Source organism: Lactobacillus sp. ESL0230 (assembly GCF_003692805.1).
Taxonomy (GTDB): Bacteria; Bacillota; Bacilli; order Lactobacillales; family Lactobacillaceae; genus Lactobacillus; species Lactobacillus bombicola.
Genome location: NZ_REHI01000008.1, coordinates 75,171 through 99,636, shown reverse-complemented (window position 1 = coordinate 99,636; position 24,466 = coordinate 75,171). Strand labels below are relative to the sequence as shown.

Annotated in this window: 22 protein-coding genes; 19 read left to right on the top strand and 3 right to left on the bottom strand. The window is 36.0% G+C overall.

The window, feature by feature from the left end; all coding sequences use genetic code 11:
* Complete coding sequence (locus F5ESL0230_RS07020) at nt 1-486, top strand: PTS glucose transporter subunit IIA (RefSeq protein WP_122022166.1); 486 nt, start codon at nt 1-3, stop codon at nt 484-486.
* 272 nt (nt 487-758) lie between these two features.
* On the opposite strand, the gene F5ESL0230_RS07015 is transcribed toward F5ESL0230_RS07020, so the two are convergent.
* Both F5ESL0230_RS07015 and F5ESL0230_RS07010 read right to left on the bottom strand, forming a co-directional pair.
* The gene (locus tag F5ESL0230_RS07015; RefSeq protein ID WP_122022165.1) at nt 759-1,382 is read right to left on the bottom strand and encodes a hypothetical protein; all 624 of its coding nucleotides are present in this window, start codon (nt 1,380-1,382) and stop codon (nt 759-761) included.
* A gap of 190 nt (nt 1,383-1,572) precedes the next feature.
* Complete coding sequence (locus F5ESL0230_RS07010) at nt 1,573-2,874, bottom strand: APC family permease (RefSeq protein WP_122022164.1); 1,302 nt, start codon at nt 2,872-2,874, stop codon at nt 1,573-1,575.
* 210 nt (nt 2,875-3,084) lie between these two features.
* Here F5ESL0230_RS07010 and rbsK point away from each other — a divergent pair, with 210 nt between their 5' ends.
* The 7 genes from rbsK to alr all read left to right on the top strand — a co-directional run bounded on the left by rbsK (nt 3,085) and on the right by alr (nt 9,944).
* Nucleotides 3,085-3,996, top strand: coding sequence for a ribokinase (gene rbsK, locus F5ESL0230_RS07005; protein ID WP_122022163.1), 912 nt, complete (start codon nt 3,085-3,087; stop codon nt 3,994-3,996).
* A gap of 36 nt (nt 3,997-4,032) precedes the next feature.
* Complete coding sequence (locus tag F5ESL0230_RS07000; RefSeq protein ID WP_122022162.1) at nt 4,033-4,941, top strand: L-lactate dehydrogenase; 909 nt, start codon at nt 4,033-4,035, stop codon at nt 4,939-4,941.
* Between the two features lie 181 nt (nt 4,942-5,122).
* Nucleotides 5,123-5,371: a type B 50S ribosomal protein L31 gene (locus F5ESL0230_RS06995; protein WP_090092385.1), complete on the top strand. Its 249-nt coding sequence runs from the start codon at nt 5,123-5,125 to the stop codon at nt 5,369-5,371.
* A 120-nt stretch (nt 5,372-5,491) separates the two neighbouring features.
* Complete coding sequence (gene murF, locus F5ESL0230_RS06990; protein ID WP_122022161.1) at nt 5,492-6,859, top strand: UDP-N-acetylmuramoyl-tripeptide--D-alanyl-D-alanine ligase; 1,368 nt, start codon at nt 5,492-5,494, stop codon at nt 6,857-6,859.
* 9 nt (nt 6,860-6,868) lie between these two features.
* The gene (locus F5ESL0230_RS06985; protein WP_122022160.1) at nt 6,869-8,368 is read left to right on the top strand and encodes a DEAD/DEAH box helicase; all 1,500 of its coding nucleotides are present in this window, start codon (nt 6,869-6,871) and stop codon (nt 8,366-8,368) included.
* Between the two features lie 75 nt (nt 8,369-8,443).
* On the top strand, nt 8,444-8,797 hold the full coding sequence (gene acpS / locus F5ESL0230_RS06980) for a holo-ACP synthase (protein ID WP_122022159.1): 354 nt from the start codon (nt 8,444-8,446) through the stop codon (nt 8,795-8,797).
* Between the two features lies 1 nt (nt 8,798).
* Entirely contained in the window at nt 8,799-9,944 is a 1,146-nt protein-coding gene (alr, locus tag F5ESL0230_RS06975; RefSeq protein ID WP_122022158.1) for an alanine racemase, read from the top strand.
* A 45-nt stretch (nt 9,945-9,989) separates the two neighbouring features.
* Here alr and cbpA read toward each other — a convergent pair whose 3' ends face one another.
* Nucleotides 9,990-10,697 carry a cyclic di-AMP binding protein CbpA gene (gene cbpA, locus F5ESL0230_RS06970; RefSeq protein WP_090092378.1) on the bottom strand — a complete coding sequence of 236 codons (708 nt, stop codon included), beginning with the start codon at nt 10,695-10,697 and terminating at the stop codon, nt 9,990-9,992.
* A 229-nt stretch (nt 10,698-10,926) separates the two neighbouring features.
* Between cbpA and pth the strand changes: the two genes are divergently transcribed.
* From pth to lysS, 11 genes are all read left to right on the top strand, one after another.
* The gene (gene pth / locus F5ESL0230_RS06965; RefSeq protein ID WP_090092376.1) at nt 10,927-11,493 is read left to right on the top strand and encodes an aminoacyl-tRNA hydrolase; all 567 of its coding nucleotides are present in this window, start codon (nt 10,927-10,929) and stop codon (nt 11,491-11,493) included.
* Between the two features lies 1 nt (nt 11,494).
* Complete coding sequence (gene mfd, locus F5ESL0230_RS06960; RefSeq protein WP_122022157.1) at nt 11,495-14,986, top strand: transcription-repair coupling factor; 3,492 nt, start codon at nt 11,495-11,497, stop codon at nt 14,984-14,986.
* Nucleotides 14,987-15,002: 16 nt separating this feature from the next.
* The gene (locus F5ESL0230_RS06955; RefSeq protein WP_122022156.1) at nt 15,003-15,245 is read left to right on the top strand and encodes an RNA-binding S4 domain-containing protein; all 243 of its coding nucleotides are present in this window, start codon (nt 15,003-15,005) and stop codon (nt 15,243-15,245) included.
* 79 nt (nt 15,246-15,324) lie between these two features.
* Nucleotides 15,325-15,711, top strand: coding sequence for a septum formation initiator family protein (locus F5ESL0230_RS06950; protein ID WP_122022155.1), 387 nt, complete (start codon nt 15,325-15,327; stop codon nt 15,709-15,711).
* Nucleotides 15,708-16,073, top strand: coding sequence for a S1 RNA-binding domain-containing protein (locus tag F5ESL0230_RS06945; protein ID WP_122022154.1), 366 nt, complete (start codon nt 15,708-15,710; stop codon nt 16,071-16,073). Before F5ESL0230_RS06950 ends, F5ESL0230_RS06945 begins: the two co-directional genes overlap by 4 nt.
* The gene (tilS, locus tag F5ESL0230_RS06940) at nt 16,063-17,322 is read left to right on the top strand and encodes a tRNA lysidine(34) synthetase TilS (RefSeq protein WP_122022153.1); all 1,260 of its coding nucleotides are present in this window, start codon (nt 16,063-16,065) and stop codon (nt 17,320-17,322) included. The genes F5ESL0230_RS06945 and tilS overlap by 11 nt, the downstream gene beginning before the upstream one ends.
* A 102-nt stretch (nt 17,323-17,424) precedes the next feature.
* On the top strand, nt 17,425-19,605 hold the full coding sequence (gene ftsH / locus F5ESL0230_RS06935) for an ATP-dependent zinc metalloprotease FtsH (RefSeq protein WP_122022152.1): 2,181 nt from the start codon (nt 17,425-17,427) through the stop codon (nt 19,603-19,605).
* Between the two features lie 45 nt (nt 19,606-19,650).
* Complete coding sequence (gene hslO, locus F5ESL0230_RS06930) at nt 19,651-20,517, top strand: Hsp33 family molecular chaperone HslO (RefSeq protein ID WP_122022151.1); 867 nt, start codon at nt 19,651-19,653, stop codon at nt 20,515-20,517.
* Nucleotides 20,518-20,634: 117 nt separating this feature from the next.
* A complete protein-coding gene (locus F5ESL0230_RS06925; protein ID WP_090092363.1) occupies nt 20,635-21,258 on the top strand; it encodes a histidine phosphatase family protein in 624 nt (207 codons plus the stop codon).
* Nucleotides 21,259-21,364: 106 nt separating this feature from the next.
* Nucleotides 21,365-22,387 (top strand): tRNA dihydrouridine synthase DusB, encoded by a 1,023-nt coding sequence (dusB, locus tag F5ESL0230_RS06920; RefSeq protein WP_122022150.1) that lies wholly within the window; start codon nt 21,365-21,367, stop codon nt 22,385-22,387.
* Between the two features lie 20 nt (nt 22,388-22,407).
* Nucleotides 22,408-23,946 carry a lysine--tRNA ligase gene (gene lysS / locus F5ESL0230_RS06915; RefSeq protein ID WP_122022149.1) on the top strand — a complete coding sequence of 513 codons (1,539 nt, stop codon included), beginning with the start codon at nt 22,408-22,410 and terminating at the stop codon, nt 23,944-23,946.
* The last annotated feature ends 520 nt before the right edge of the window (nt 23,947-24,466 follow it).

Below are 24,466 nucleotides of genomic sequence, written 5' to 3'. Positions count from 1 at the left end.
GTGTTTAAGTTATTTTCCAGAAAAGTAAAAGCTGAAATAGTTGCTCCAATTTCAGGTAAGTTAGTAAAGATAACTGATGTAAAAGATGATATATTTTCGCAAAAAATGATGGGTGATGGTTTTGCAGTTATCCCTAGTGGTGATACAGCTGAAGTAGTTGCTCCAATTGATGCAGAAATAATTATGATTCCAGAAACGAAGCATGCAGTTGGTTTAAAGAGTAAACAAGGATTAGAAATTTTAATACACATTGGGTTAGATACTGTTAACCTTAATGGAAAGGGATTTGAGCTACTTGTAAATCAAGGAGATAAAGTAACTAAGAAGCAACCTTTGATTAAAATTAAACCAGATTTTTTTGAAAAACAAGGTTATGATCCAACTACGATAGTTGTATTTACTAAAGGGTTTGACAGAGAAATAGTTCCGGTTCCTGAGTACGGCTCACTAATTAATGCAGGCGAAGTTGTGCTTGAATCACTATAGTATCAATAATAAGCTTAATATTTTTTTAATGAACAGATATAAAAAGCTTAGAAATTGTTAATATTTCTAAGCTTTTTGTTTTTTTAAAATATAAATAAAAATAGTTAGCGCAGTCACTAATATTAAGTCTAACTAATGTGAGGCTAGCTTTAATTTATCTTATAGCCATCTTTTTTATGTGATATGTGAATTTAATTGTTAAGATAATAAAAAGCAATATTCTTCATTATCATAATGAAGAATATTGCTTTAAAATCTATTTAACTAAAAAATTATTTTTTGTTTTCAGGAGCTTTGTCCGTCTTGCTTGGTGTATCTACTGGGTGATCAGTTGGTACATCAGGTAGTGGATTAACAATTTTGGCTTGTTGTTCCTTTTCAACAATTGGCTTTAACCAGTTAATTTCTGCTTTTAAATAAGCACGATATTTTTTAGCATAACTAGCATGATTCTTAGAAAAGTGCTTCAAAGTATCAGTATATAGGTTTAAACGCTTTAACTTAGAAAGTTTGCGTCCCTTCTTGATAGCAGCATTGTAATATTTATTGGCAGCTTTCTGCTTTTTGGACCATTTGGCATTAGTTTTAATTAACTTAGCCTTTGGTTCTTTAGTCTGGGCTTCTTCTTTAGGCTTTTGTGCATCAGCATTCGGGTTTGGCGCAACAACTTTGTTGTCTTCTTTAGGCTTTTGTGTATCAGCGTTAGGTGCAGTTACCTTGTTGTCTTGACTAGCCTTTGAATTGTCAGTAGTTGCAGTATTGGCATCAGTTTTTGCAGTATTGTTAGTTACTTGATTAGTAGTATCAGCTAAAACAAGTGCAGATTGACTAATAATTGGGGAAACGGCAGTAATACCTGCTACAGCAAGGGTAACTATTTTTTTATTAAATTTCATAACTTTACCTCTCTAATTAATAAATACCTATGTATAAATACCTATGTATTTTAACACAGAACATATTAAGGATTATAAATTAATTGTTAAGTTATGGTTACAGAAAGTAAAAATTCTCATCATTTTTGTAAAATTATAAAGTTTAGCGGACAGGGAGTAATTAACTAGTTAAAAATAGCTCCAATTACTTCTATTTATTTTGATGCTGGACATAAAGGTACACAGGCCAGCCACTCAGAGTGAGTAAAATACCGGTTAAAGCTAAAATGGGTTGGGTAAGGGTGGTACTAATGACGATAAAACTAGCGCCAATAATAGCTAGAATAGGTGGTAGTGGATACCAGGGAGTCTTATATGGTCGCTGGAGGTTAGGCTTTTTAATTCGTAAGAGCAAGACGCCAATAAATAATAAAATTGAGAAAATCCAAGAAACATAAACTAGCATATCAGTTAGTGAGTCAAAAGTTCCGGAAAAAATCATAATGGTCGCGACCAAACACTCAAACAGCATGCTATTTGTGGGTACTGCTGTTTTTTGATTTAGGGTGCCGAAAAATTTGGCACCAGGTAATTTGTTTTCTTTCCCAAGAACATATGGCATCCTTGATCCTAACAGTAGGTGACCATTAATTGCTCCGAAAATTGAAACTAAAATTCCAAAACTAATAATGATACTCCCAAAATTGCCGAACAACTGTTGCGACGTCAAAAGCGCCGTTGCTTGATTGCCCACAATCAGTTTCCAAGGAAGTATTTTGATGAAGCTCCAATTAAGCAAGGTATAAATGACAGTTACCCCAAATAATCCCCAAATGATTGCTTTAGCAAGTGTTTTGGCTGGATTTTTAATCTCACTAGCCAAATTACCAATGCTTAACCAACCGTCGTAAGCAAATAAAACTGCTAACAAAGCTTGGCCAAAGGCAACAGCACCACTTGCAGATGAAATTTGTGGTCGAGGAGCTGAAACTAAATGGTTTTGATTGCTAATGACGGCTAATACAATGATAGCTAGAATGGGAATTAATTTAATTATCAAAGCAATTTTTTGAACTTGTCCACTTAATTTAGAACCAAGCCAATTAATAGCAAGAATTATAAGCATGACAATCAGTGCAATTGCTGTAATTGAAAGGTGACTAAAGCCAGGAATTGCTTTAAGTTGAGTTGCAAAAACGATAGCTAAAGCGCCAATGTTAGCTGGATAATAGATAATAATTAATGACCAACCAAATAAAAAAGCAACTTTGGGACCATAAATTTTTTCGAGGTATTTAACCGGACCACCTTCTTCAGGGAAAATTGCAGCTAATTCGGCGATGCTTAAGCCCGCCATCAGCGTGATAAATCCAGCAAGTGGCCAAACAAGAATACTCAGCCAAGGGTTATGGGTAAGTGTAGAAGTATTAGCAATTTTAAAAAAAGCACCACCGCCAATCATTGTCCCCATGACGGTTGCCAAAGCTGCGAAGAAGTTTAATTGTCTTTTCATTGTTCAATACCTTATTAAATCAAAATTAAATTTATCATTGTAATTATAGGATAAGGTTTGCAAAATAAAAAGATTATTTGTAAAAGATAATTAATAAACTTAAAGGAAATAGAAAATATTTACTTCTTGCATACTTGAAGGCAATTACGTGTTATTATTTGGAGGAAATAATGTTGATGATCTTTCTTTTATATGTATAAAGGAGAAAAAATGAGTAAAGTTACAGTAGTCGGTAGCCTTAATTTTGATACTAATCTACGAGTAAAGCGGATGGCAAAACCTGGCGAAACAATCCATGCTAAAGATCACTATTCTGCTGCCGGTGGGAAGGGTGCTAATCAAGCAGTTGCAGCAGCTCGAGCTGGTTGTACTGTGAAATTTATTGGTGCTGTTGGTAATGATGCACCAGGTAAGGAATTGCTTGCCGCACTTAAACAGGAAAAGATTGATACAAGTGGAGTTATGATAGTTGACCAGGAATCAACGGGGCAAGCCTACATTACTGTTGATGATGCTGGGCAGAATTCAATTACAATATATTCTGGTGCCAATTATCGCTTTGACCAAAATTATGTTAGTCAGAATAGATCATTACTCACTGATAGCGATTTTGTTGTGGCTCAATTTGAGACGCCAATTGCGGCCACTATTACAGCTTTTGCAATAGCTCATCAAGCTGGGATTAAAACCATTTTAAATCCTGCTCCTGCAATGGAAGAAATCCCTTCAGAATTGCTTAAATTAACAGATATAATTATTCCTAATGAAACAGAAGCTGCTACAATTACTAATGTACAGGTTGTTGATGAAGCTAGTGCTAAAAAAGCCGCTGAAAAATTACATCAGCTAGGTGTGGCTACAGTCATTATCACTATTGGCTCCAAGGGAGCTTTTTATGATTTTCAGTCTAAGAGTGGGTTAGTTCCAGCATATAAAGTCAAGGCTGTCGATACCACTGCTGCGGGTGATACCTTTATTGGAGCACTGGCAAGTACTCTTAAACCCAATTTAGTTAACTTAAGTAATGCAATCAATTTTGCTAATAAAGCTTCGTCACTCACTGTTCAAAGATATGGTGCACAGCCTTCAATTCCTTATCTTAAAGAAATCGAAAAAAATTAAGTAAAGTTATTAAGCAAAGAAAAAGAGGTAGGTATTATGACAACAAAGATTGGAATTATTGGTGATGGTCATGTCGGCTGTACTGTAGCACATCAATTGATCATTTCAGAACTAGTTGATGATTTAGTAATGATTGATGTTAATGAAAAAAAGGTCAAAGCTGATGCAGTTGACTTTGAAGATGCTATGGCTAACTTGCCCAATCACGTAAATATTAAGGTTAATGATTACTCAGCTTTAAAAGATGCTCAAATTGTAATTAGCACCTTAGGCAGGATTTCGCTTGAAACTAAAGGCGATCGTTTTGAAGAACTAGAATTCAATAAAAAACAATTGAAGCCAATTACTGATGCAATCAAAAAGAGTGGCTTCAATGGAATTTTGTTAGTTATATCTAATCCAGTCGATGCAATTACTAATCTATATCAACAATTAACGGGATTACCTAAAGAACATGTGATTGGAACAGGTACTTTACTTGATACTGCACGTATGAAAAAAGTAGTAGCGCAAAAATTTGATGTTGATCCGCGTTCAGTAAGTGGTTTTGCTTTAGGTGAGCATGGCAATTCACAATTTACAGCTTGGTCGACTGTAAAAGTTTTGCAGCAACCAATTTCTGAATTTACACAAGATGGATCTTGGCGAGTAGAGGATCTTGATAATGAAATTAAAGAAGGGGGTTTTACGGTTTTTAACGGTAAGGGTTATACTAATTATGGTGTTTCAGCTGCGGCTGTTAGAATTGTTCGGACAATTTTAACTGATGCACGCACAGAATTACCAGTGTCGAGTTTTCAAGAAAAATATGACACTTATATGTCTTATCCAGCTGTTGTTGGGCGAGAAGGAATAGTTGCTAAAATTAACTTAAAACTAACAGCAGCAGAAGAGGAATTGCTACAAAAATCTGCTGAAACAATCAAAGAAAAATCGCAAGCATAATTTATAGTGAGCAAAAATATCTAATAGTTATGTGATCCTAAATCTAGGAATCATTGTTTTAAATTACTAAGCCTGTTATAATTATTAAGGCTTGAAATTTAACATTAAAAATGTTATTGTATTTAGCGTTAATCGATTAATCTATGGTTTGCAATAAAGCCATGGCAAAGGAGTAATAAACATGAAACAAGGCATTCATCCAGATTACCAAGAAGTTGTCTTTATGGACTCAGCAACAGGTGCTAAATTTGTTGCAGGTTCAACTGTAAAGTCAAAAGAAACAGTAGATTACGAAGGTAAGACTTATCCATTAATTCGGGTTGAAATCACTTCAGATTCTCATCCATTTTACACTGGCAAGCAAAAGTTTGCTCAGGCCGATGGTCGAATCGAAAAATTCAACAAGAAGTATGGTATGAAAGAGAAGTAGTATCTTTGATCTGGTGGAAGCAGTCCCATTGGGGCTGCTTTTTTATGTAAAGCCTATGGCTTATTTAAAATTGGATTAGGATGCTTTACCCAAATTTCTTTTTAGCTAGGAGAAAAATAGATGAAAATGCAACTGGCAGAAATTGCCAAGGCAATTAATTCAACTTGTGAGGGCAACGAGCAAACTGTTATTACTTCTGTTGTCTTTGATTCAAGAAAAATTACAGCTGGCGGCTTATTCGTCCCATTGAAAGGAGAAAGGGACGGACATGACTTCATTGATAACGCAATCAACAATGGGGCCAGTGCCACTTTATGGCAAAAGGGTCACCCCAATAAGCCTAATAATATTGCAATTCTAGAAGTTGAAGATCCTTTAACTAGTATGCAACAGCTAGCACAGTATTATCTTAATAAAGTTAATCCAACTGTAGTTGGAATAACTGGTTCTAATGGCAAAACTACTACCAAAGATATGACCTCAGCTGTTTTGGCTAAAAGGTTTAACGTTCATAAGACTGATGGGAACTTTAATAACGAAATTGGTGTGCCAATGACTATTTTGGAAATGAAACCTAATACAGAGATTCTGGTTTTGGAAATGGGAATGGATCATGCAGGGCAATTACATTTATTAAGTGAGCTTACTCATCCGGATGTTGCTGTAATTACAATGATTGGGGAAGCCCATATTGAATTTTTAGGCTCGCGGGCAGCAATTGCTGATGCGAAGATGGAAATTACTGATTTTTTGCGTGAAGACGGCGAACTTATCTATAACGGTGATGAACCGCTTTTGCAAGCGCGAGCTAAGAAAATTAACCAAGCAAAAGTTACCTTTGGCCTAGCAAAAAATGATACAGTTTATATGACAGGTTATCGAAGTTATAAGCGTCATGCTACATTTACGGTTAACAATTCTGATAATCAATTTACTATTCCCATGATTGGTAAACATAATGTTTCTAATGCACTATCGGCTTTGTGTGTAGGGCGTTATTTTGGTGAAAGTGATGAAGAAATTGCAGCTGCTTTGGCTAGCTTTACGCCTACTGCTAACCGAATGGAGTGGGAAAAAGGCGATGTAGGCGAAGACATTATGAGCGATGTCTATAATTCAAACCCGACAGCTGTACGTGCTGTTTTAACTAGTTTTGGTCAAATTGAAGTACCAAAAGATAGCAGACGGATTGCCGTTTTAGGCGATATGTTAGAATTGGGGCAACAGTCGGATAGTCTCCATGCTAAATTAGCGGATTGTCTTGACCCACAAGTAATAAATGAAGTATATTTATTTGGCTCAGAAATGAAGAATTTAGCAAATGTTCTCAAGGGAATATATTCCGATGAGCATTTGCATTATTATACAAAAGATCAGATGCAGCACATGATTGCTGATTTGAAAAATGATATTAAGCCGCATGATATAGTTGTTCTTAAGGGATCGCATGGCATGCATCTGGAAAAGGTACTAGAGCGGCTTAGATAGGAGAATTTAGTGAAATTTTCGGAATTAGGATTAAATGATGAGCTTTTAAAAGCTATTAAACGTTCAGGCTTTGAAGAAGCGACACCAATCCAGGAAGAGACAATTCCCCTTGCTTTAGCAGGCAAGGATGTAATTGGTCAAGCACAAACAGGAACAGGTAAGACTGCTGCTTTTGCTTTACCAATCTTACAAAATTTAGACAAAGATAAGAAGGTAATTCAAGCCTTAATTATTGAACCGACTCGCGAACTGGCAATTCAGACGCAAGAAGAGCTTTTTCGCTTAGGACGTGATGAACGTGCCCGTGTGCAGGTCGTATATGGTGGGGCGGACATTAGTAGACAGATTCGTTCACTTAAGAATCATGTACCAGCGATTTTAGTTGGTACCCCCGGAAGACTACTCGATCACTTAAAGCGTAAGACAATTAATTTAGCAGATGTTAACACTATTGTTTTAGATGAAGCTGACGAAATGCTTGATATGGGTTTTATTCAAGACATTGAAAGCATTTTAAGTTATGTTAAAAATCGCAAGCAGACTTTACTTTTCAGTGCAACTATGCCTAAGCCAATTATGAATATTAGTGAAAAGTTTATGGATAATCCAGAAATAGTCCGAATTAAGACTAAGGAACTAACTGCTGATTTGATTGATCAATATTATGTTAGAGCAAAAGACTCTGAAAAATTTGACATTATGTGTCGGTTAATTGATGTTGAAAGTCCTGATTTAGCAGTGGTTTTTGTGCGAACAAAGCGACGTGTTGATGAGGTTACACGAGGCTTGCAAGCCCGCGGCTATAATGCAGCTGGAATTCATGGCGATTTATCACAGGCACGAAGAATAAGTGTTTTAAAACGCTTTAGAGCTAGTAAACTTGATATTCTAGTTGCTACCGATGTTGCTGCGCGTGGGTTAGATATTTCAGGCGTAACGCACGTTTACAACTATGATATTCCGCAGGATCCAGATTCATACGTCCACCGTATTGGACGTACGGGTCGGGCTGGTCAAAATGGGAGCTCTATTACCTTTGTTACACCAAATGAATTGGGCTATATGAGAACAATTGAGCAATTAACCAAGAAGAAGATGACCCCGCTTGCTCCACCTTCAGATGATGAAGCTTTAAGAGGCCAGTTGAAACTTGCTAAGACTAAGGTTGAGGATTTGCTAAAGGAAGACTTGACTAAATATGCTGCTGATGCTGCTGAGTTATTAGAAAATTATTCGGCTATTGATTTAGCAAGTGCCTTACTTAAGAATTTATCAAAAGATTCTTCAAATGTTGAAGTCAAAATCAGTTCCCAAAAGCCATTGCCATATAAAGGTGGCGATGGGCGTCGCAGCGGAAACAGAAGTCGCGGTCGTGGTAATTACCGTGGTGGAAGCCGAGGTCATAGTAATTATCGTGGTGGTAATCGTGGCCATGGTAATTATCGCGGTGATCGTTCACATAAAGCAAATAGCAGTCATAGTTTTGTGATTAAAAGTAAAAAGGATTAATGATTTACAAAATAATGAGTTGGCCTGATGTACAACTCTTTTTTTGTATTATACTTTTTTATATGAGGTAAAAAAATGATTGTAGGCGTAGGTATTGATGCTATTGAAGTTGAACGTGTGGCAAAAATTGTGACCAAGGGCGATTCTTTTGCAAAAAAAGTTTTAACGCCTAAGGAATTTGCTCAATATCAAAAGATGGTTAATAAGCGAAAAGTAGAATATTTAGGTGGTCGTTTTTCAATAAAAGAATCTTTTTCTAAGGCCATGGGGACTGGACTTGGAAAAGAAATTGGATTACAAGATGTTGAAACGCTGTGGGATAAGGTAGGGCATCCGGTGACAACTTCACCAAAGTTTACTGGTAAAATTTGGTCGAGTATTACCCACGACAATCATGAAATAGTCACATTAGTTGTTTTGGAGAAATAAAATGATTCCAGGAATACATCGTCCGGCTGCTGTTTGTGTTGATTTGGCAGCTATTAGGCAAAATATAAAAGAAGAAATAAGACATTTAGAACCGGGGCAAAAATTGTTTGCGGTTGTTAAAGCTAATGCGTATGGACATGGGGCTGTACAAGTTGCTCAAGAGGCAGTAAAAGTTGGTGTGAGTGGTTTTTGCGTGGCTATTTTAGATGAGGCCTTAGAGTTACGTCAAGCAGGGATTGTTCAGCCAATTCTAGTCTTGGGTGTAACACCACCTAAATTTGTTTCGCTAGCTGCTGCTAATGATATTTCCCTAGCAGTTCCCAATTTAGCGTGGTTAGAAGATGCAGAAAAAATCTTAGTAGCAGAAAATGCAGATTTAGTTCTTAAAATACATTTGGCGATTGATTCTGGGATGGGGCGAATTGGTTTTAGTGAGGATGCTGAATTTCTCAACGCTAATAATTTTTTATTAAATAATCCTAATTTTTTTGTTGAAGGACTATTTACTCATTTTGCTTCAGCTGATAGTAGTGATGATACTTACTTTAAAAGTCAAGTTCAGCGCTTTAATCATTTAAAAAAATTGCTTAAAGTAAAGCCCAAATGGATTCACGTGGATAATACGGCAGCTAGTGTTTTTAATAAGGGTGTTCATAGCGATTTAGTGCGCTTTGGAATTGGAATTTATGGTTTGAATCCATCCTCAAATCCTACTAGTCCAGATTTGTCACTAACAATTAAATTAAAACCCGCCCTTTCATTTGAAAGTGAACTAGTGCAGGTGCACACCATTCATGCCAATCAGGGGGTAGGCTATGGTTCAACTTATGTTGCAACTAGTGATCAAATAATTGGCACGGTACCAGTAGGATATGCTGACGGTTTTATTCGTAAGTTTCAGGGCTTTAAAATAAAAGTAGGAAACGAATATTGCCCAATTGTGGGACGAATATGTATGGATCAATTAATGGTGCGATTGCCTCATGAAATGCCCGTGGGTACAGAAGTAGTGCTGATTTCTAATGACCCACTAGCTCCTAATAATATTAAGGCGGCAGCTGATTATGTTGATTCAATTCATTATGAAGTAGCTTGTTTATTAGATGATCGCTTACCGCGTAAATATTACGGGCAATTGAATTGCTAATCAAAAAAAGACATTGCAAAAGCAATGTCTTTTTTGTCAATGAAATTAATCATTAATTGGCTTATTGAGATAAACTCCTGGATTTTCATCGCTCATAATGGTCATGCCAGCTTGTAAATCTTCAATTTCTGCAACTACGTAACCCTTATGTTCTAATTTACCAACAATAGTTTTCAGTGTTTCTTCACTCACACCAGCTGGAAGAGTAAATAAGATTCGGCGAACGAAATTATGACTTTGCTGAGCAGTAGATGCATCTAAACTCATTGTTCCAGCGATATTAGAATATTTATTAATAATTTTTGCCATTTTTACTAAATTACCATTTGAATTATCGGTTAAAACGGTGAGGACATACGAACCGGTTTTAAGATTCCATGCATCAGATAACATGTCTAATAAGCGAGAGTGTGTTAAAATACCATAGAACTTACCGCTTTCATCTAGAACAGAGATGTAAGGTAGGTCTTTTATTGTGAAGAATACTTTAAAAAATGGTGAATTAACTTTAATTGTTTTAGTTGCGTTTTTAAGTAGATGTGTTACTGGTAAATCCATATCTTTTCCTTGAGATTTGTGGCGGTAAATATGCATCTTATAAATATTCCCACGAAAAATAGTTCCAGTATCATCTAAAATAGGTACACATCTGTAGCCCGAATCTTCTAAAGTTTCCAGGGCTTCAGCTAATGTAGCATGTTCGTTGACTGTTGTTAGATAATCTTTTTTGATAACTAAAGATTTAATAAGCATGAAACTGCCTCCATTGTAAAAATTGTTCTAGATAATTATAACATAAATAGTATATTAATTAGATAAGTATTAAAATTAAAATATTGGATAAATAGAGTTTAGCACGTACAGGATAATTAAAAAAGATTTTTACTTCACATGTACATGTAAATGTAAGTATGCTTATTAATTATCCTATGAGGTGGCTATACTATTCATTAAATACGATTAAAAGTAAGGGGAATTACTAATGAAATTAATTGTTGGTTTAGGAAATCCAGGTAAAAAATATGATGGTACCAAGCATAATACAGGCTTTATGGCGCTAGATTATTATTTAAAGCAAGGTTCCCTTCAGCTTGAGCGCGAAAAGTTTGAAGGCAGATATATTAAACAAGTTATTAAGGGTGAAGATGTTATTTTTCTTGAACCACAAACTTTTATGAATGAATCTGGCCGCTCAGTTGCCCAATTTGCCCACTTTTTTAAAATTAAGGCACAAGATGTTTTGATTATACAAGATGATATGGATCTACCATTAGGAAAAATTAGAATTCGGGCAACTGGTAAATCTGGTGGGCATAACGGAATTAAAAGTATCATTCGCGATCTTGGCACTAGTGATTTTAACCGGCTCAAAATCGGTATCAAACATCCAGCTAATGTTACTGAAGCTAGTGTTATTTCGTGGGTTTTATCCAAATTTAGTATGGAGCAACAAAAATTAATGGATAATGCTTTTGAAATTAGTAGTGATGTAATTACTGATTTTATTACTGGTAAGGGTTGCCAATTTTTGATGAATAAATATAATTGATATGCGTTTAACTAATTTAATTGAAAAAGATCAAGAATTAACTAATTTTATAGCTAAAACAGTTAATGTGAAAAATTCACTCATCACCGGTGCCAATGCTGGTGCTTTTAGTGTACTTTTATGTCAGCTAGTAAGTGAGCTTGACCGACCAATAATTTTAATTGAAGAGAATGAAAACAAGGTGCAAAAGCTCTATGGTGAATTAAAGCAGTTAATGCCAGATGGTAGAGTACAGCTTTTTCCATTGAATGCAACGATTGCTACCCAAGCAGCAGTTAGCTCACCGGATGAACTGAGTAGTCGAATACAAGCACTTAACTTTTTATTAACTGGTGAACAAGGAATTGTGCTAACTACCCCACAAGGGATGCAATACAAATTGTCTAATCCTAAAGAATATCAAGCTGTAAGGCAAGAATTTAGGGCTGAAGCTGAGTACGATTTAGCTGATTTAACAAGTTGGTTGGTTAGTTCAGGGTATCGACGGGAAAATTTAGTAGCTAAACCAGGAGAATTTGCTTTACGAGGTGACATTTTAGATATTTATCCTCTAGATCGTGAAAATCCAGTTAGAATCGAATTCTTTGGTGATCAAATTGATACTATGCGCGAATTAGATTTAGCTAGTCAGCGTAGTCAAAAAGAAATTAAGGCTTTAACAGTAGGACCAGCGCAGGATCATGTTTTTACTGCACATAACTTTAAAAGTGCAGTTAAGCAAATTGAAGTTGCAATGGCCGATGCTCCAGCACCGAAAGAAGAAGTGGAAAATCATTTTACTTCAATTTTAGCGAATTTGAATGATAATAATTTACCCCAGAACTATTCTTTTCTAATTGACTTCTTACTTTCTAATTCAAGTAGCATTTTAGATTATCTAACTAAAGATGGCTTAATTGTATTGGATGATTGGTCTTTAATTAATCAGTCAATTAAAACAGTAGATCAGCAAAATGCAGACTTTATTGCTGACGAATTGAAGACCGGTGCAATGTTGCCAGGGCAAGTAGTGCGCAGTGATTTTTATAAAAATTGGGCTATAGACGGGCACCATCATGTATATTTTTCCCCTTTTCAAAGGAGTATTGGTCGAGTTCGGTTAGGGCAACTCCTTGATTGGCAAACTAGACAGCCTCAAGAGTTCTTTAGTCAGATGCCGCTGTTGAAAACTGAAATTGAGTCTTATCAAAAAAAGAAACAAACGGTTATCTTGCAAGCAGATAATATTCAAAGAGCACAGCAAATTAAGCAGACTTTAGCTGAATTTGGTTTAAATGTTCCCATAGTTGAAGCTGATCAGTTAATTGAGCAACAAACGCAAATAATTGTTGGCTCATTTATGCGTGGCTTTTCTTTACCTAATAGTAAGTTAGTTTATTTAACTGAACAAGAATTATTTAATAAACCCACTCACCAACCCTCAAAAATTAAAACATTAGAAAATGCACAGCGTTTACGTAATTATACTGAGTTAAAACCAGGCAATTATGTTGTGCACGTCAATCACGGGATTGGCCGTTTTGAAGGAATTAAGACGCTAGAAAACCAAGGAATTAAGCGCGATTATATTACTATAACTTATCAACATGGTGATCAGTTATTTGTTCCAGCTGATCAATTAAAGTTGGTGCAAAAGTATGTTGCTTCAGAAGGAAAGCAGCCGCATATTAATAAATTAGGTGGCAGTGAATGGGCTAATACCAAGCGTAAAGTTCAGTCTAAAGTTGAAGATATTGCAGATGACCTGATTGAACTTTATGCAAAACGTGAAGCAGAAAAAGGTTTTGCTTTTGCTCCGGATGATGAATTACAACAGCAGTTTGAAGCTGCTTTTCCTTATGTTGAAACAGCTGACCAGTTACGCTCGACTAAAGAAATCAAGCATGATATGGAACAAGAGAAACCAATGGATCGTTTATTAGTTGGTGATGTAGGTTTTGGTAAAACTGAAGTGGCATTACGGGCTGCCTTTAAAGCGATTGAAAGTGGTAAGCAAGTGGCTTTTTTAGTGCCAACAACTATTCTGGCTCAACAACACTTTGAAACAATTCAAGATCGATTTAAAAACTTTCCAGTTAATTATGCAGTCTTATCAAGGTTTCAAACTGCAAGTGAAACCCAAAAAATTATTGCTGAACTTCAGGCGGGTAAGCTTGATTTAGTTGTAGGTACGCACCGACTTTTATCTAAAGATGTGCAGTTTAAAGACTTGGGACTGCTAATTGTTGATGAAGAACAACGATTTGGCGTTAAGCACAAAGAACGTCTAAAAGAACTAAAAGCTAATATTGATGTATTAACACTAACAGCTACGCCAATTCCAAGGACCCTACATATGTCAATGGTTGGTGTACGTGATCTTTCGGTGATGGAAACACCGCCTTCTAACCGTTTTCCAATTCAAACTTATGTCATGGAGGAATTGCCAAGCGTGGTCAAGGATGCCTGCTTGCGTGAAATGCAACGCGATGGGCAAGTCTTTTATTTACACAATCGAATTGGTGATATTGATGATGTGGTAGTCAGGTTACAAGAGCTATTGCCTACGGCTCGAATTGCTAGCGTACATGGTCGAATGAGCAAAAATCAGATGGAGGATATTTTATATCGCTTTTTAAATCGCGAATTTGATATTTTGGTCACAACTACAATTATTGAAACAGGTATTGATATGCCTAATGTAAATACGATGGTCATTGAAAATGCCGACCATTATGGTTTAAGTCAGCTTTATCAGTTACGCGGACGAATCGGGCGTAGTGCAAGGTTGGCTTATGCCTATTTCTTATATCAGCCTAATCGAGTGTTAACTGAAGTGGGTGAAAAGCGCTTAGAAGCGATTCGTGATTTTACTGAATTAGGTTCAGGCTTTAAAATAGCAATGCGTGATTTGTCAATTCGGGGTGCTGGCAATATGCTTGGAGCACAGCAACATGGCTTTATTGACAGCGTAGGGTATGATTTATATTCACAGATGCTCAGTGATGCAATTGATAACCGCAAGGGTAAGCATAAAGTCAAAAAGAGTAATGCGGAAATTGAGCTAGATTTTGAAGCTTATATTCCCGAAAGTTATATTAGTGACCAAGAAGAAAAAATTGAATTTTATAAAAAAATCAAGGCTGCTAATTTTGATGAAATTCAGGAAATCCAGGATGAATTAATTGATCGTTTTGGTGATTATCCTGAACCAGTTGAAAATCTTTTGGCAATTTCAAATTTAAAACTTGAAGCTGACTTAGCCCAAGTGTTGAGTATTATTAGAGTAAAGCAACAAATAAAAGTTGAATTTGATGTTTCAGCTAGTAAAGAATTGACTGGACCTAATATTTTTAAAGCTTTAGAACATGTTTCCTTAAAAGTCAAAATTAATTTAAATCCACAAAAGCACTTGGTTGTGCTGTTGACGCTTTTAGATAATATGTCTAAGAGACAGTTGATTAATGAACTAATTAAATTTATGAGTGCAGCAAGTGATATTATTCAAAGATAAGAATTGAGGCAGAACAATGAGAATTGATAAATTTTTGAAAGTTTCCCGTTTAGTTAAAAGACGGCCAATTGCTAAAGAAATGGCTGATCAAGGACGAATTAGGGTAAACTATAAAGTAGTGAAGTCAAGTTACGAGGTAAAACTTGGTGACCTGATTGAGGTTGGTTATGGTTCCAGAACAGTTAAAGCAAAAGTGTGTGCTATTCGAGAAACAACTAAAAAAGCTGAAGCAAGTGAACTTTATGAATTAGTTGATTAAGCAACTTAGATATATGACATTTATTTTAGTCATTGTTATAATTGAATTAGGATCAATTTAATTTATATAGGGGAAAGCCATGAAAGGACCACGTATTTACAATTCGCCAGGTGAAAAGGAGCAACTAGCTCTTCTAGTAAAAAAGCAGCGGCAGCGTGAAAAATATATAAAACATGTTCATCGAGTTCGGCGTAGGCTAATTGCTGGTGGTTTTGTGATTTTATTTGTGTTGTTGGGTATGCAAATAATGCATACGTATATGCAAACAAAGCAAATAAATGATCAAGTGCAGACCTCTAAGCAAACACTTAGCGAACTTAATGAGCAAAAACGTAGTTTATCGATTAAACGAGATAACTTGAAAGATTCAGATTATGTAGCTAAATTGGTTCGTTTTAAATTTTTATACTCTAAGCCAAATGAAACAATTTATAATTTACCTGAGGAAAAAAATAAGGATCAATGAAGTATCAAGTAGGACAGCGTATTACAGGTGTGATCAATAAAATTACAGATTTGGGTATATTTGTGACACTACCCAAAAACAAGTTTGGACTGATTCATCATAAAGATTTTGGGGCTAACTGGTTACACGAACGGCAAAATTATCACAGTGGTCAAGCTATAAGGGTGGTTGTTATCCACAATTATCGCGGGAAAATAAGTCTGTCAAAAATGCGGGTAAATGATTCACAGCTGATTGATCAGACCAATGATTTTTTGCAAACAAAAAAGGAAAATTTTTTATCTGTTTTGGCTGAGACCGTAAGTAATAGCCAGACAGAAATCAAAAAATTAGAACAAGAACTGGTTATCTATGCAAATTGAAAATTTTTTTAATCAAAGAAAAATTTCTTTATCTGCTAAAACTTTAGTTGTCGCCACAAGTGGTGGGCCAGATTCAATGGCATTACTGGATATGCTCTATAAATTAAGGGGTAAGTATAATTTTAGATTAGTTGCGGCACATCTAGACCACCAATTAAGACCTGATGCTCATCGTGAAATTGAGGTAATTAATAACTATTGCCAAAATAAAGAAATTGCAGTAGTAAATGAGTATTGGCCAGTTGAAATGCATCCGGAAAAAGGCATAGAGGCAGCTGCCCGTGCGTACCGCTATTCATTTTTGTTACGAACAGCTAGGGCTAGACATGCTGATTATTTGCTAACAGCGCATCATTTGGACGATTTAATAGAAAATATTTTGCTTAAATTTATTCGTTCAGGGAATCCAAGTGAAATGAATAATTTGCAGGCTATAAGTCATTTTCAAGAATTTCTGTTATTGAGGCCCTTGTTATCAATGGAAAAGGCGGCTTTATTCGCCTATGATAAGGCTAATCATATTCCTTTTGTGATTGATCAAACTAATGACCAGGATGATGTTTTACGGAATCGCTTACGTCATAATGTTGTTCCGCTTTTAAAAAAAGAGAATCCATTAATTGGACGTAATGCGTTGCGATTTAGTAACCAAATTAATTTATTGCTTTCATTAGTTGCCCATCGATTTGATCAATTAGTACAGCCAGAACCTTTTGTTGGGGTATCATATCGCTTACCGATAAGTACTTTATCCACTTTGTCTAGGGCAGAACAAATTTCTTATTGGCAATATTTTATTTGGCGCACTTGGCATAGACGTGTTAATGAAAACTTATCTGGCTTTAAACTTATTAGTTACCAAGGCTATTTTTATTTATGCAAAAACAAGCTACCAGTATTAGAAAAGAGCAAATCGATTAAGATCGATTATGAGTTTTCCTTTAATCAGCGCCGCTTCATAATTAGTAGAAGCAAACCGGAACATGGAACTTTAATTGATTGCTTTAAAGCGCCAGCTAAAGCTAAATTTAGTGTAGGACTTTTAGCTCAAGGTAAAAAATTGCCTTTAAAGAATGGCCATCATGTGCTAAGTAAAAAAAAGTTTGCGGAAAACAGTATCCCTAACTTATTACGGCCATATTGTTTAAGCGTATATGCAAATGGTGTTACTGTATACGTGGAACATACGTATCACAATCAGTTGGTTAGTGAAAATGAACAAAAATATTACATATATGCGATCAATTGATTATGCGATCAATTGATAAGAAATTTTAAAAAGATAGAGCATTAGTGAAATTTGTGATAAACTTTTATTCGTGTATCTATAGAAACTTTGCGGAGGTTTTTTATGAAGAATAACCGGAATCGGCTGTTTTCAAATGGTTTGTTCTATTTAGTTGTTTTCCTTTTGTTAGTAGCGGGAATCAACTGGGCACTTGGTGGATCTAATAGTTCTGGTGGTAGTGAAAATATTAGCTATTCAGAATTTGTAAAAGATTTAGATCAAGGTAAAGTTAAAAGTTTTAACGTTCAGCCTGCCAATGGTGTGTATACGATTTCAGGAAGCTATAAGGAAGCACAAAATAGTAAAGAAAAATCAAGTTTTGATTTTTTTAATGATAAATCTGTTGCAAAAGTAGATCACTTTTCTACAACTATGCTTCAGAATGATTCAAGTGTGTCTAAAATACAAGATTTAGCTCAACAAAATGGTACAAAAATGACCACTCAGGGTGAGTCACAATCTGGTAACTGGATTTCTACTATTGTAATGCTAGTGCCGACAATTCTCTTTATCGTTTTACTTTGGATGATGATTAGCCAAAGTGGCGGTGGTCGAGGTGGCAATGGCGGAATTATGAATTTCGGTCGCTCACATGTTAAACCAGAGGATCCAAAGAAAAATAAAATTCGTTTCTCTGACGTTGCAGGTGAAGAAGAAGAAAAGCAAGAGTTAGTTGAAGTAGTTGAATTTTTAAAAAATCCAGCTAAGTTCACTAAACTTGGAGCAAAAATCCCATCTGGAGTTTTATTAGAGGGTCCTCCAGGTACGGGTAAAACTTTGTTAGCCCGTGCTGTAGCGGGTGAAGCCAATGTGCCGTTCTTTTCAATTTCAGGTTCTGATTTTGTGGAAATGTTTGTTGGGGTTGGGGCCAGTCGTGTGCGTGATTTATTTACCAATGCGAAAAAGAATGCCCCAAGTATCATTTTTATTGATGAAATTGATGCGATTGGTCGTCGCCGTGGTAGTAATGCCAGTGGTGGTGGTAATGATGAACGCGAACAGACTTTAAACCAGTTGTTAGTGGAAATGGATGGTTTCGAAGGAAATGAAGGCGTAATTGTTATTGCTGCCACTAACCGGTCAGATGTTTTAGACCCAGCGTTATTGCGACCTGGTCGTTTTGACCGTAAGATTTTAGTGGGTTCACCAGATGTACGTGGACGTGAAGCAATTTTGCGGGTACATGCTAAAAACATGCCACTTGCAGATGATGTTGATTTAAAAGAAATCGCCCGGCAAACTCCAGGTTTTGTTGGTGCTGATTTAGCTAACCTATTAAATGAAGCTGCTTTATTAGCTGCTAGACGTAATGGATCAGAAATTACTGCTCTTGATTTAGATGAAGCTGAAGATCGTGTTATTGCTGGTCCAGCTAAGCGTAATAGTATGATTTCACAAAAAGAAAGACAACGAGTTGCCTTTCATGAAGCGGGGCACTCAATTTGTGGTTTGGTTTTAAGCGATTCACGTACTGTACGCAAGGTTACTATTGTTCCCCATGGTCGTACTGGTGGTTATAATTTAATGATGCCTAAAGATGATCAATTCCTTCTGACTAAAAAGCAATTAATGGAACAAATTGTTGGTTTAATGGGTGGACGTGCCGGTGAAGAAGTTGTTGTAGGTGATCAATCAACTGGAGCATCGAATGACTTTGAACAAGCAACTGCAATTGCTCATAGTATGGTAGTTAATTATGGTATGACTGATTCTTTAGGAATGGTTGAATTAGAAAAAGAGGGTGAAACCAATCCATATGGCTTAAAGCCGTATAGTGAGGCTACTTCGGCTAAAATTGATGAAGCAGTCAGAGAAATACTTGATGAAGCTCATACTCAGGCGGTTGAGATTGTAAAGAATAATCGTGAAAAACACCGCATTATTGCTGAAGCATTACTTAAATATGAAACGTTAGATGAAAAGCAAATTATGTCACTCTATACCACTGGTAAGATGCCAGAAAAGACTGAGCAAGAATATCCTAGCGAATCTAAAGTTTTAACTTATGAGGAAGCTAAAGCTGCGGCTGAGAAGAAAGACAATCATAAGGAAATTATGGCTGATGGTAAGTCGGAAACTCCCGCACAAAAAAACCAAGAAGTAGAAGCAAGAAATCCTGAAAATCCGGTGAAAGCCAAATCTTCACTTGAGTCTAAGGAGTCTGATTCTAATAAGTCTGAGTCAGTTGCAAAAACTGATAAAAATGAAAATAAAAAGGCTTCGGATGATCATCCGCAAGACTAATTACAAATAGGGCCTAGTTAGGCTCTATTTTTTTAGGAGAATACAATGAGCGATTATTTAATTAAAGCAATTGACAAAACAAAAAATCTACGGTTATTAACCATTTCGGCTAAAAATTTAGTGCAAGAAGCACAGACTAGACATAATACTTGGTCAGCTGCTTCTGCTGTTTTAGGACGAACTTTACTTGCAGGTGAATTACTTGCAGGAGCTCAATTAACGGATCAGGAAGAACTAACAATTCGCTTACTTGGCAATGGTCCCGTTGGGCCTACAATTGTTACAGCTAAATCTGACTTAACTGTTAAGGGGTATGTAAAAAATCCGCATATCGCTTTGCCTGCTAAAGAGGGTGGGCATATTGATGTTAAAAAGGCAGTTGGTCAAGGATGGCTTGAAGTGACAAAGGACTTAGGGTTAAAAGAACCCTATACTGGGCAAGTTCCTATTGTATCTGGTGAAATTGCGGAAGATATTGCCTATTATTTAACCAAGTCAGAACAAATTCCTTCTGCAGTAGGGCTTTCAGTTTTTGTTAATCCTAATAATACAATTGGTGAAGCAAGTGGATTTATGCTTCAAGCATTGCCTGGGGCAAGTGATAGTCTGATTACAAAAACTATTGAGCGAATTGATCATTTACCAGCTTTGTCAACCGCTTTTTTGGCTGGAATGACACCAGAGGAATTGGCAGAATCAATTTTAGGGAATGATTGTAAAATATTGACTAGGGAAAATGTTACTTATAAATGTGACTGCTCAAAGGAAAAATATCGTCAGATTCTGGCAACATTAAAAGCAAGTCAAATTGAAACGATGATTAAAGAAGACCATGGTGCTGAATTAACGTGCAATTTTTGCGGCAATAAATATCAATTTACTGAAAAAGAATTAAGGGATATTATTCAATAAATAAAAGCACAATATTTTAAAGTATAGTTGCATGGTAATAAAAATAGAGATGCGATATCGTATGGTTTTTATTATAATAAAAGAGTTAATCTAAATAAGAAAGCGAGGATCAGCCCAATGCTAAATGTTTATATTGTACGGCATGGCCAAACTGATACTAATAAAACTTTTGCCATTAATGGTGCCGGTACTAATTTACCTCTGAATGAAACAGGAATTAAACAAGTTACAGCTTTAGGAGATAGTTTTGATATAGAAAAAATTGACTACGTCTATGCTAGCCCTTTAATTCGTGCAAAGCAGACAGCTGAAATTTTAGATCGTGGCAAGCACGATATTATTTACGATGACCGCTTAAAAGAGATTGACTACGGCAATTGGGATGGGAAACCAGCTCAAGAACTACTTGCCAAGTACCCCGAAGCATTTGACGAGTTAGGCTATTTTACAGAAAATTATACTAATTTCTGTTCGGGTGAAAGCTATCAGCATTTAAATGAGCGCTTGATGGAATTTTGGCAAGATCTTGTACACAGGCATGTCAATGAAACAGTACTTTTGGTATTTCATGGCACAGCTTCAAGGGCATTAGTTCAAAACATATTGCATACGCCTAACATTGCAATAATTGGTGAAGCTAAAAATGCAAGTGTTACCAGAATTTCTGTTGCTGATCATAGTAAGCAGCCCTTTTTACGTTATTATAATCGGGTGGCACCAAGTGATTTCTTCTCTGATTAATTGGTAAAAAAGCCCTTCTATAGTATTTTTTAATTAATGCTACAATGAAATTTTCTTTAGGGGTTTGTTTTTGTTATGATATTAGAGTATTTGAAAGGATGATTGTGTGGACAATAGCTGGAAAATTGGTGATTTAACCATTCCCAACCGCGTGGTAGTCGCTCCAATGGCAGGAGTTTCTAATTCTGCCTTCAGAATGATTTGTAAAGAATTTGGGGCAGGACTAGTTGTATGTGAAATGATTTCTGATCACGGTATAATTTATCGTAATAAAAAGACGATGTCGATGATAAAAGTTGATCCGCGTGAACATCCGATGAGTATTCAGATTTTTGGCGGTACTGAAGCAACACTCCTGGAAGCGGCGCAGTATATTGACCAACACACTGCTGCTGACATTATTGATATTAATATGGGGTGTCCGGTACCTAAGGTAACTAAAACTGATGCTGGATCAAAATGGTTGCTTGATGCCAATAAAATTTATCAAATGGTGCATAAAGTTGTGCAAAATGTTTCTAAACCAGTTTCAATTAAAATGAGAATTGGTTGGGATCGGAAGCATATTTTTGCGGTTGAAAATGCTTTAGCTGCCCAAGAAGCTGGTGCCAGTATGATTGCGATGCATGGTCGGACCCGCAAGCAGATGTATGCAGGTGAAGCAGACTGGGAGACTTTGCATGATGTAGCTCAGGTACTAGATGTACCCTTTGTAGCTAATGGTGACATTACTACACCTGAGTTAGCTCAAAAAGCCCTGAATGAAATTGGTTGTACTGCGGTCATGGTCGGACGAGCAGCACTTGGTAATCCTTGGATTCTAAAAGATATGGTGCATTACTTAGAAACGGGTGAAAAACTACCCGAACAGACAGTAGGAGAGCGTGTTGAGACAGCTAAGCATCAGCTTAAGGGGTTAGTCGAACTAAAGGGAGAAAAAATTGCAGTTCCAGAATTTAGACAGCAAGCTGCCTATTATCTAAAAGGAGTTCCCCGTTCAGCCCGAACTCGTGCTAAAATAAATGAAGTTTGGACTGCCCAAGAAGTCTATGATTTGCTTGATAATTTTGTGACAGAATATGAAAAATGGCATGCGCAAAAAGCGGTCAAAAATGAAATTAAGCTATAAATATAATGGAGGAAAAGTAATTGGCTAAAAATGAAATGAATGATCAGTTAATTGTTCGTCGCCAAAAAATGGAAGAGCTACGTGATAATGGGATTGAACCATTTGGTATGAGAAAATTTGCTCGAGCAGATTTAGCCCGAACTTTGAATGAAAAGTATGCTAATACTGACAAAGATGAATTAAATGCTGAATTGCCAAAGACTAAAATTGCAGGTCGTATGTTGGCTAAAAGAGGAAAAGGTAAAGTTGGTTTTGCAGATTTGTACGATCGAACTGGTAAAATTCAAATTTATGTACGTAAAGATGCAGTTGGTGAAGAAAATTATCAAATATTTAAAAAGTCAGATATTGGTGATTTCTTAGGCATTGACGGTGAAGTTATGAAGACTGACACCGGTGAATTAACAATCCGTGCCACGCATATTACCTTCTTATCTAAGGCACTAAGACCATTACCAGATAAATATCATGGCTTAAAAGACGTTGAACAAATTTATCGTCAGCGTTATCTTGATCTTATTTCTAATCGTGCAAGTTATGAACGTTTTGTTAACCGGACTAAGATTATTCAAGCAATTCGCGATTTCTTAAACCAAAAAGAATTTTTAGAAGTTGAAACGCCAGTTTTACATAATATTCCTGGCGGTGCTGAAGCGCGTCCATTTATTTCACATCACAATGCATTAGATATTGATTTATATATGAGAATCGCGCTTGAATTACCACTTAAACGTTTAATTGTTGGTGATATGGAGCGAGTTTATGAAATTGGCCGTGTATTTAGAAATGAAGGTTTAGATACCCATCATAATCCAGAATTTACTGAACTGGAAACGTACGCCGCATATTGGGATTTTCATGATGTGATGGATGAAGCAGAAGGAATTATTCGTGCGGCTGCTAATGTGGTTACAGATGACGGTAAGGTTACTTATCAGGGAACTGAGATTGACTTAGGTAAGCCATTCCGTCGGGTTCACATGGTTGATTTAATTAAAGAAAAAACTGGAGTTGACTTCTGGCAAAAGATGAGCATTGAAGATGCTATTCAAATAGCTAATGAGCATAACATTCAGGTTGAAAGTTTTTGGAAAGTTGGTCACATTATTAATGCCTTCTTTGAAAAATACTGTGAAGAAACAATTGTTGATCCAACTTTTGTTTATGGTCATCCAGTTGAAATATCGCCACTTGCCAAGAAGAATGCCGATGATCCTCGTTTTACTGATCGTTTTGAAATTTACATTATGGGTGAAGAATATGGTAATGCCTTTTCAGAATTAAATGATCCTGATGATCAAAGAGAAAGATTTGAAGCCCAAATGGCTGAGCGAGAAGCCGGTAATGATGAAGCTGATATGATTGATGAGGACTACTTGCGAGCTATGGAATATGGTATGCCACCAACTGGTGGTCTAGGTATCGGGATTGACCGCTTAGTAATGCTTTTAACTGATGCTCCAGCAATTAGGGATGTACTACTCTTCCCAACAATGCGTCCAGAGCATATTGAAAGCGTCGAAGCAGAAGTTAAGGCTGATTTAGCTAAAAAAGGCTGACGAAAATCAAATCTCATATTTATGTTTTTAAACATAGATATGAGATTTTTTTATAAAATATAATTACAATAATTTTATAAGGTGTTTAAATAGCAAAACAGTGCATAACAAATGCAAAAAAAGGCCAAAGAGGATTGATTTGATAGATGATCCGTTTGAGAGTAATTTCTTTAAATATTTTGTAGTTTAACTTTAACGATTATGTCTTAAAGAAATTAATTGCTACAAGCCATGATTCAAGTCCAGTCGTTAATCAACAGCTTTCTTTATTTGGTGATGATGAAGAAGAAAAGATTACGGGAAAAAGTATATAAGATAGAATCAACTCATGTAGATGATTTCGTTTTTCCATCATATTTTTATGCTTAAAATTAATTGAAGCCTATCAGATTAGTACTTAAAAGGATTAATTTGATAGGCTTTTTACTCGTTTTTAAACAAAAAATTATTTTAAATAGGCACACAAAGTGATTTTAGTAGTTGAAATTAAGATTTTGAGAGTGCCAAAAAGGCTTAATGG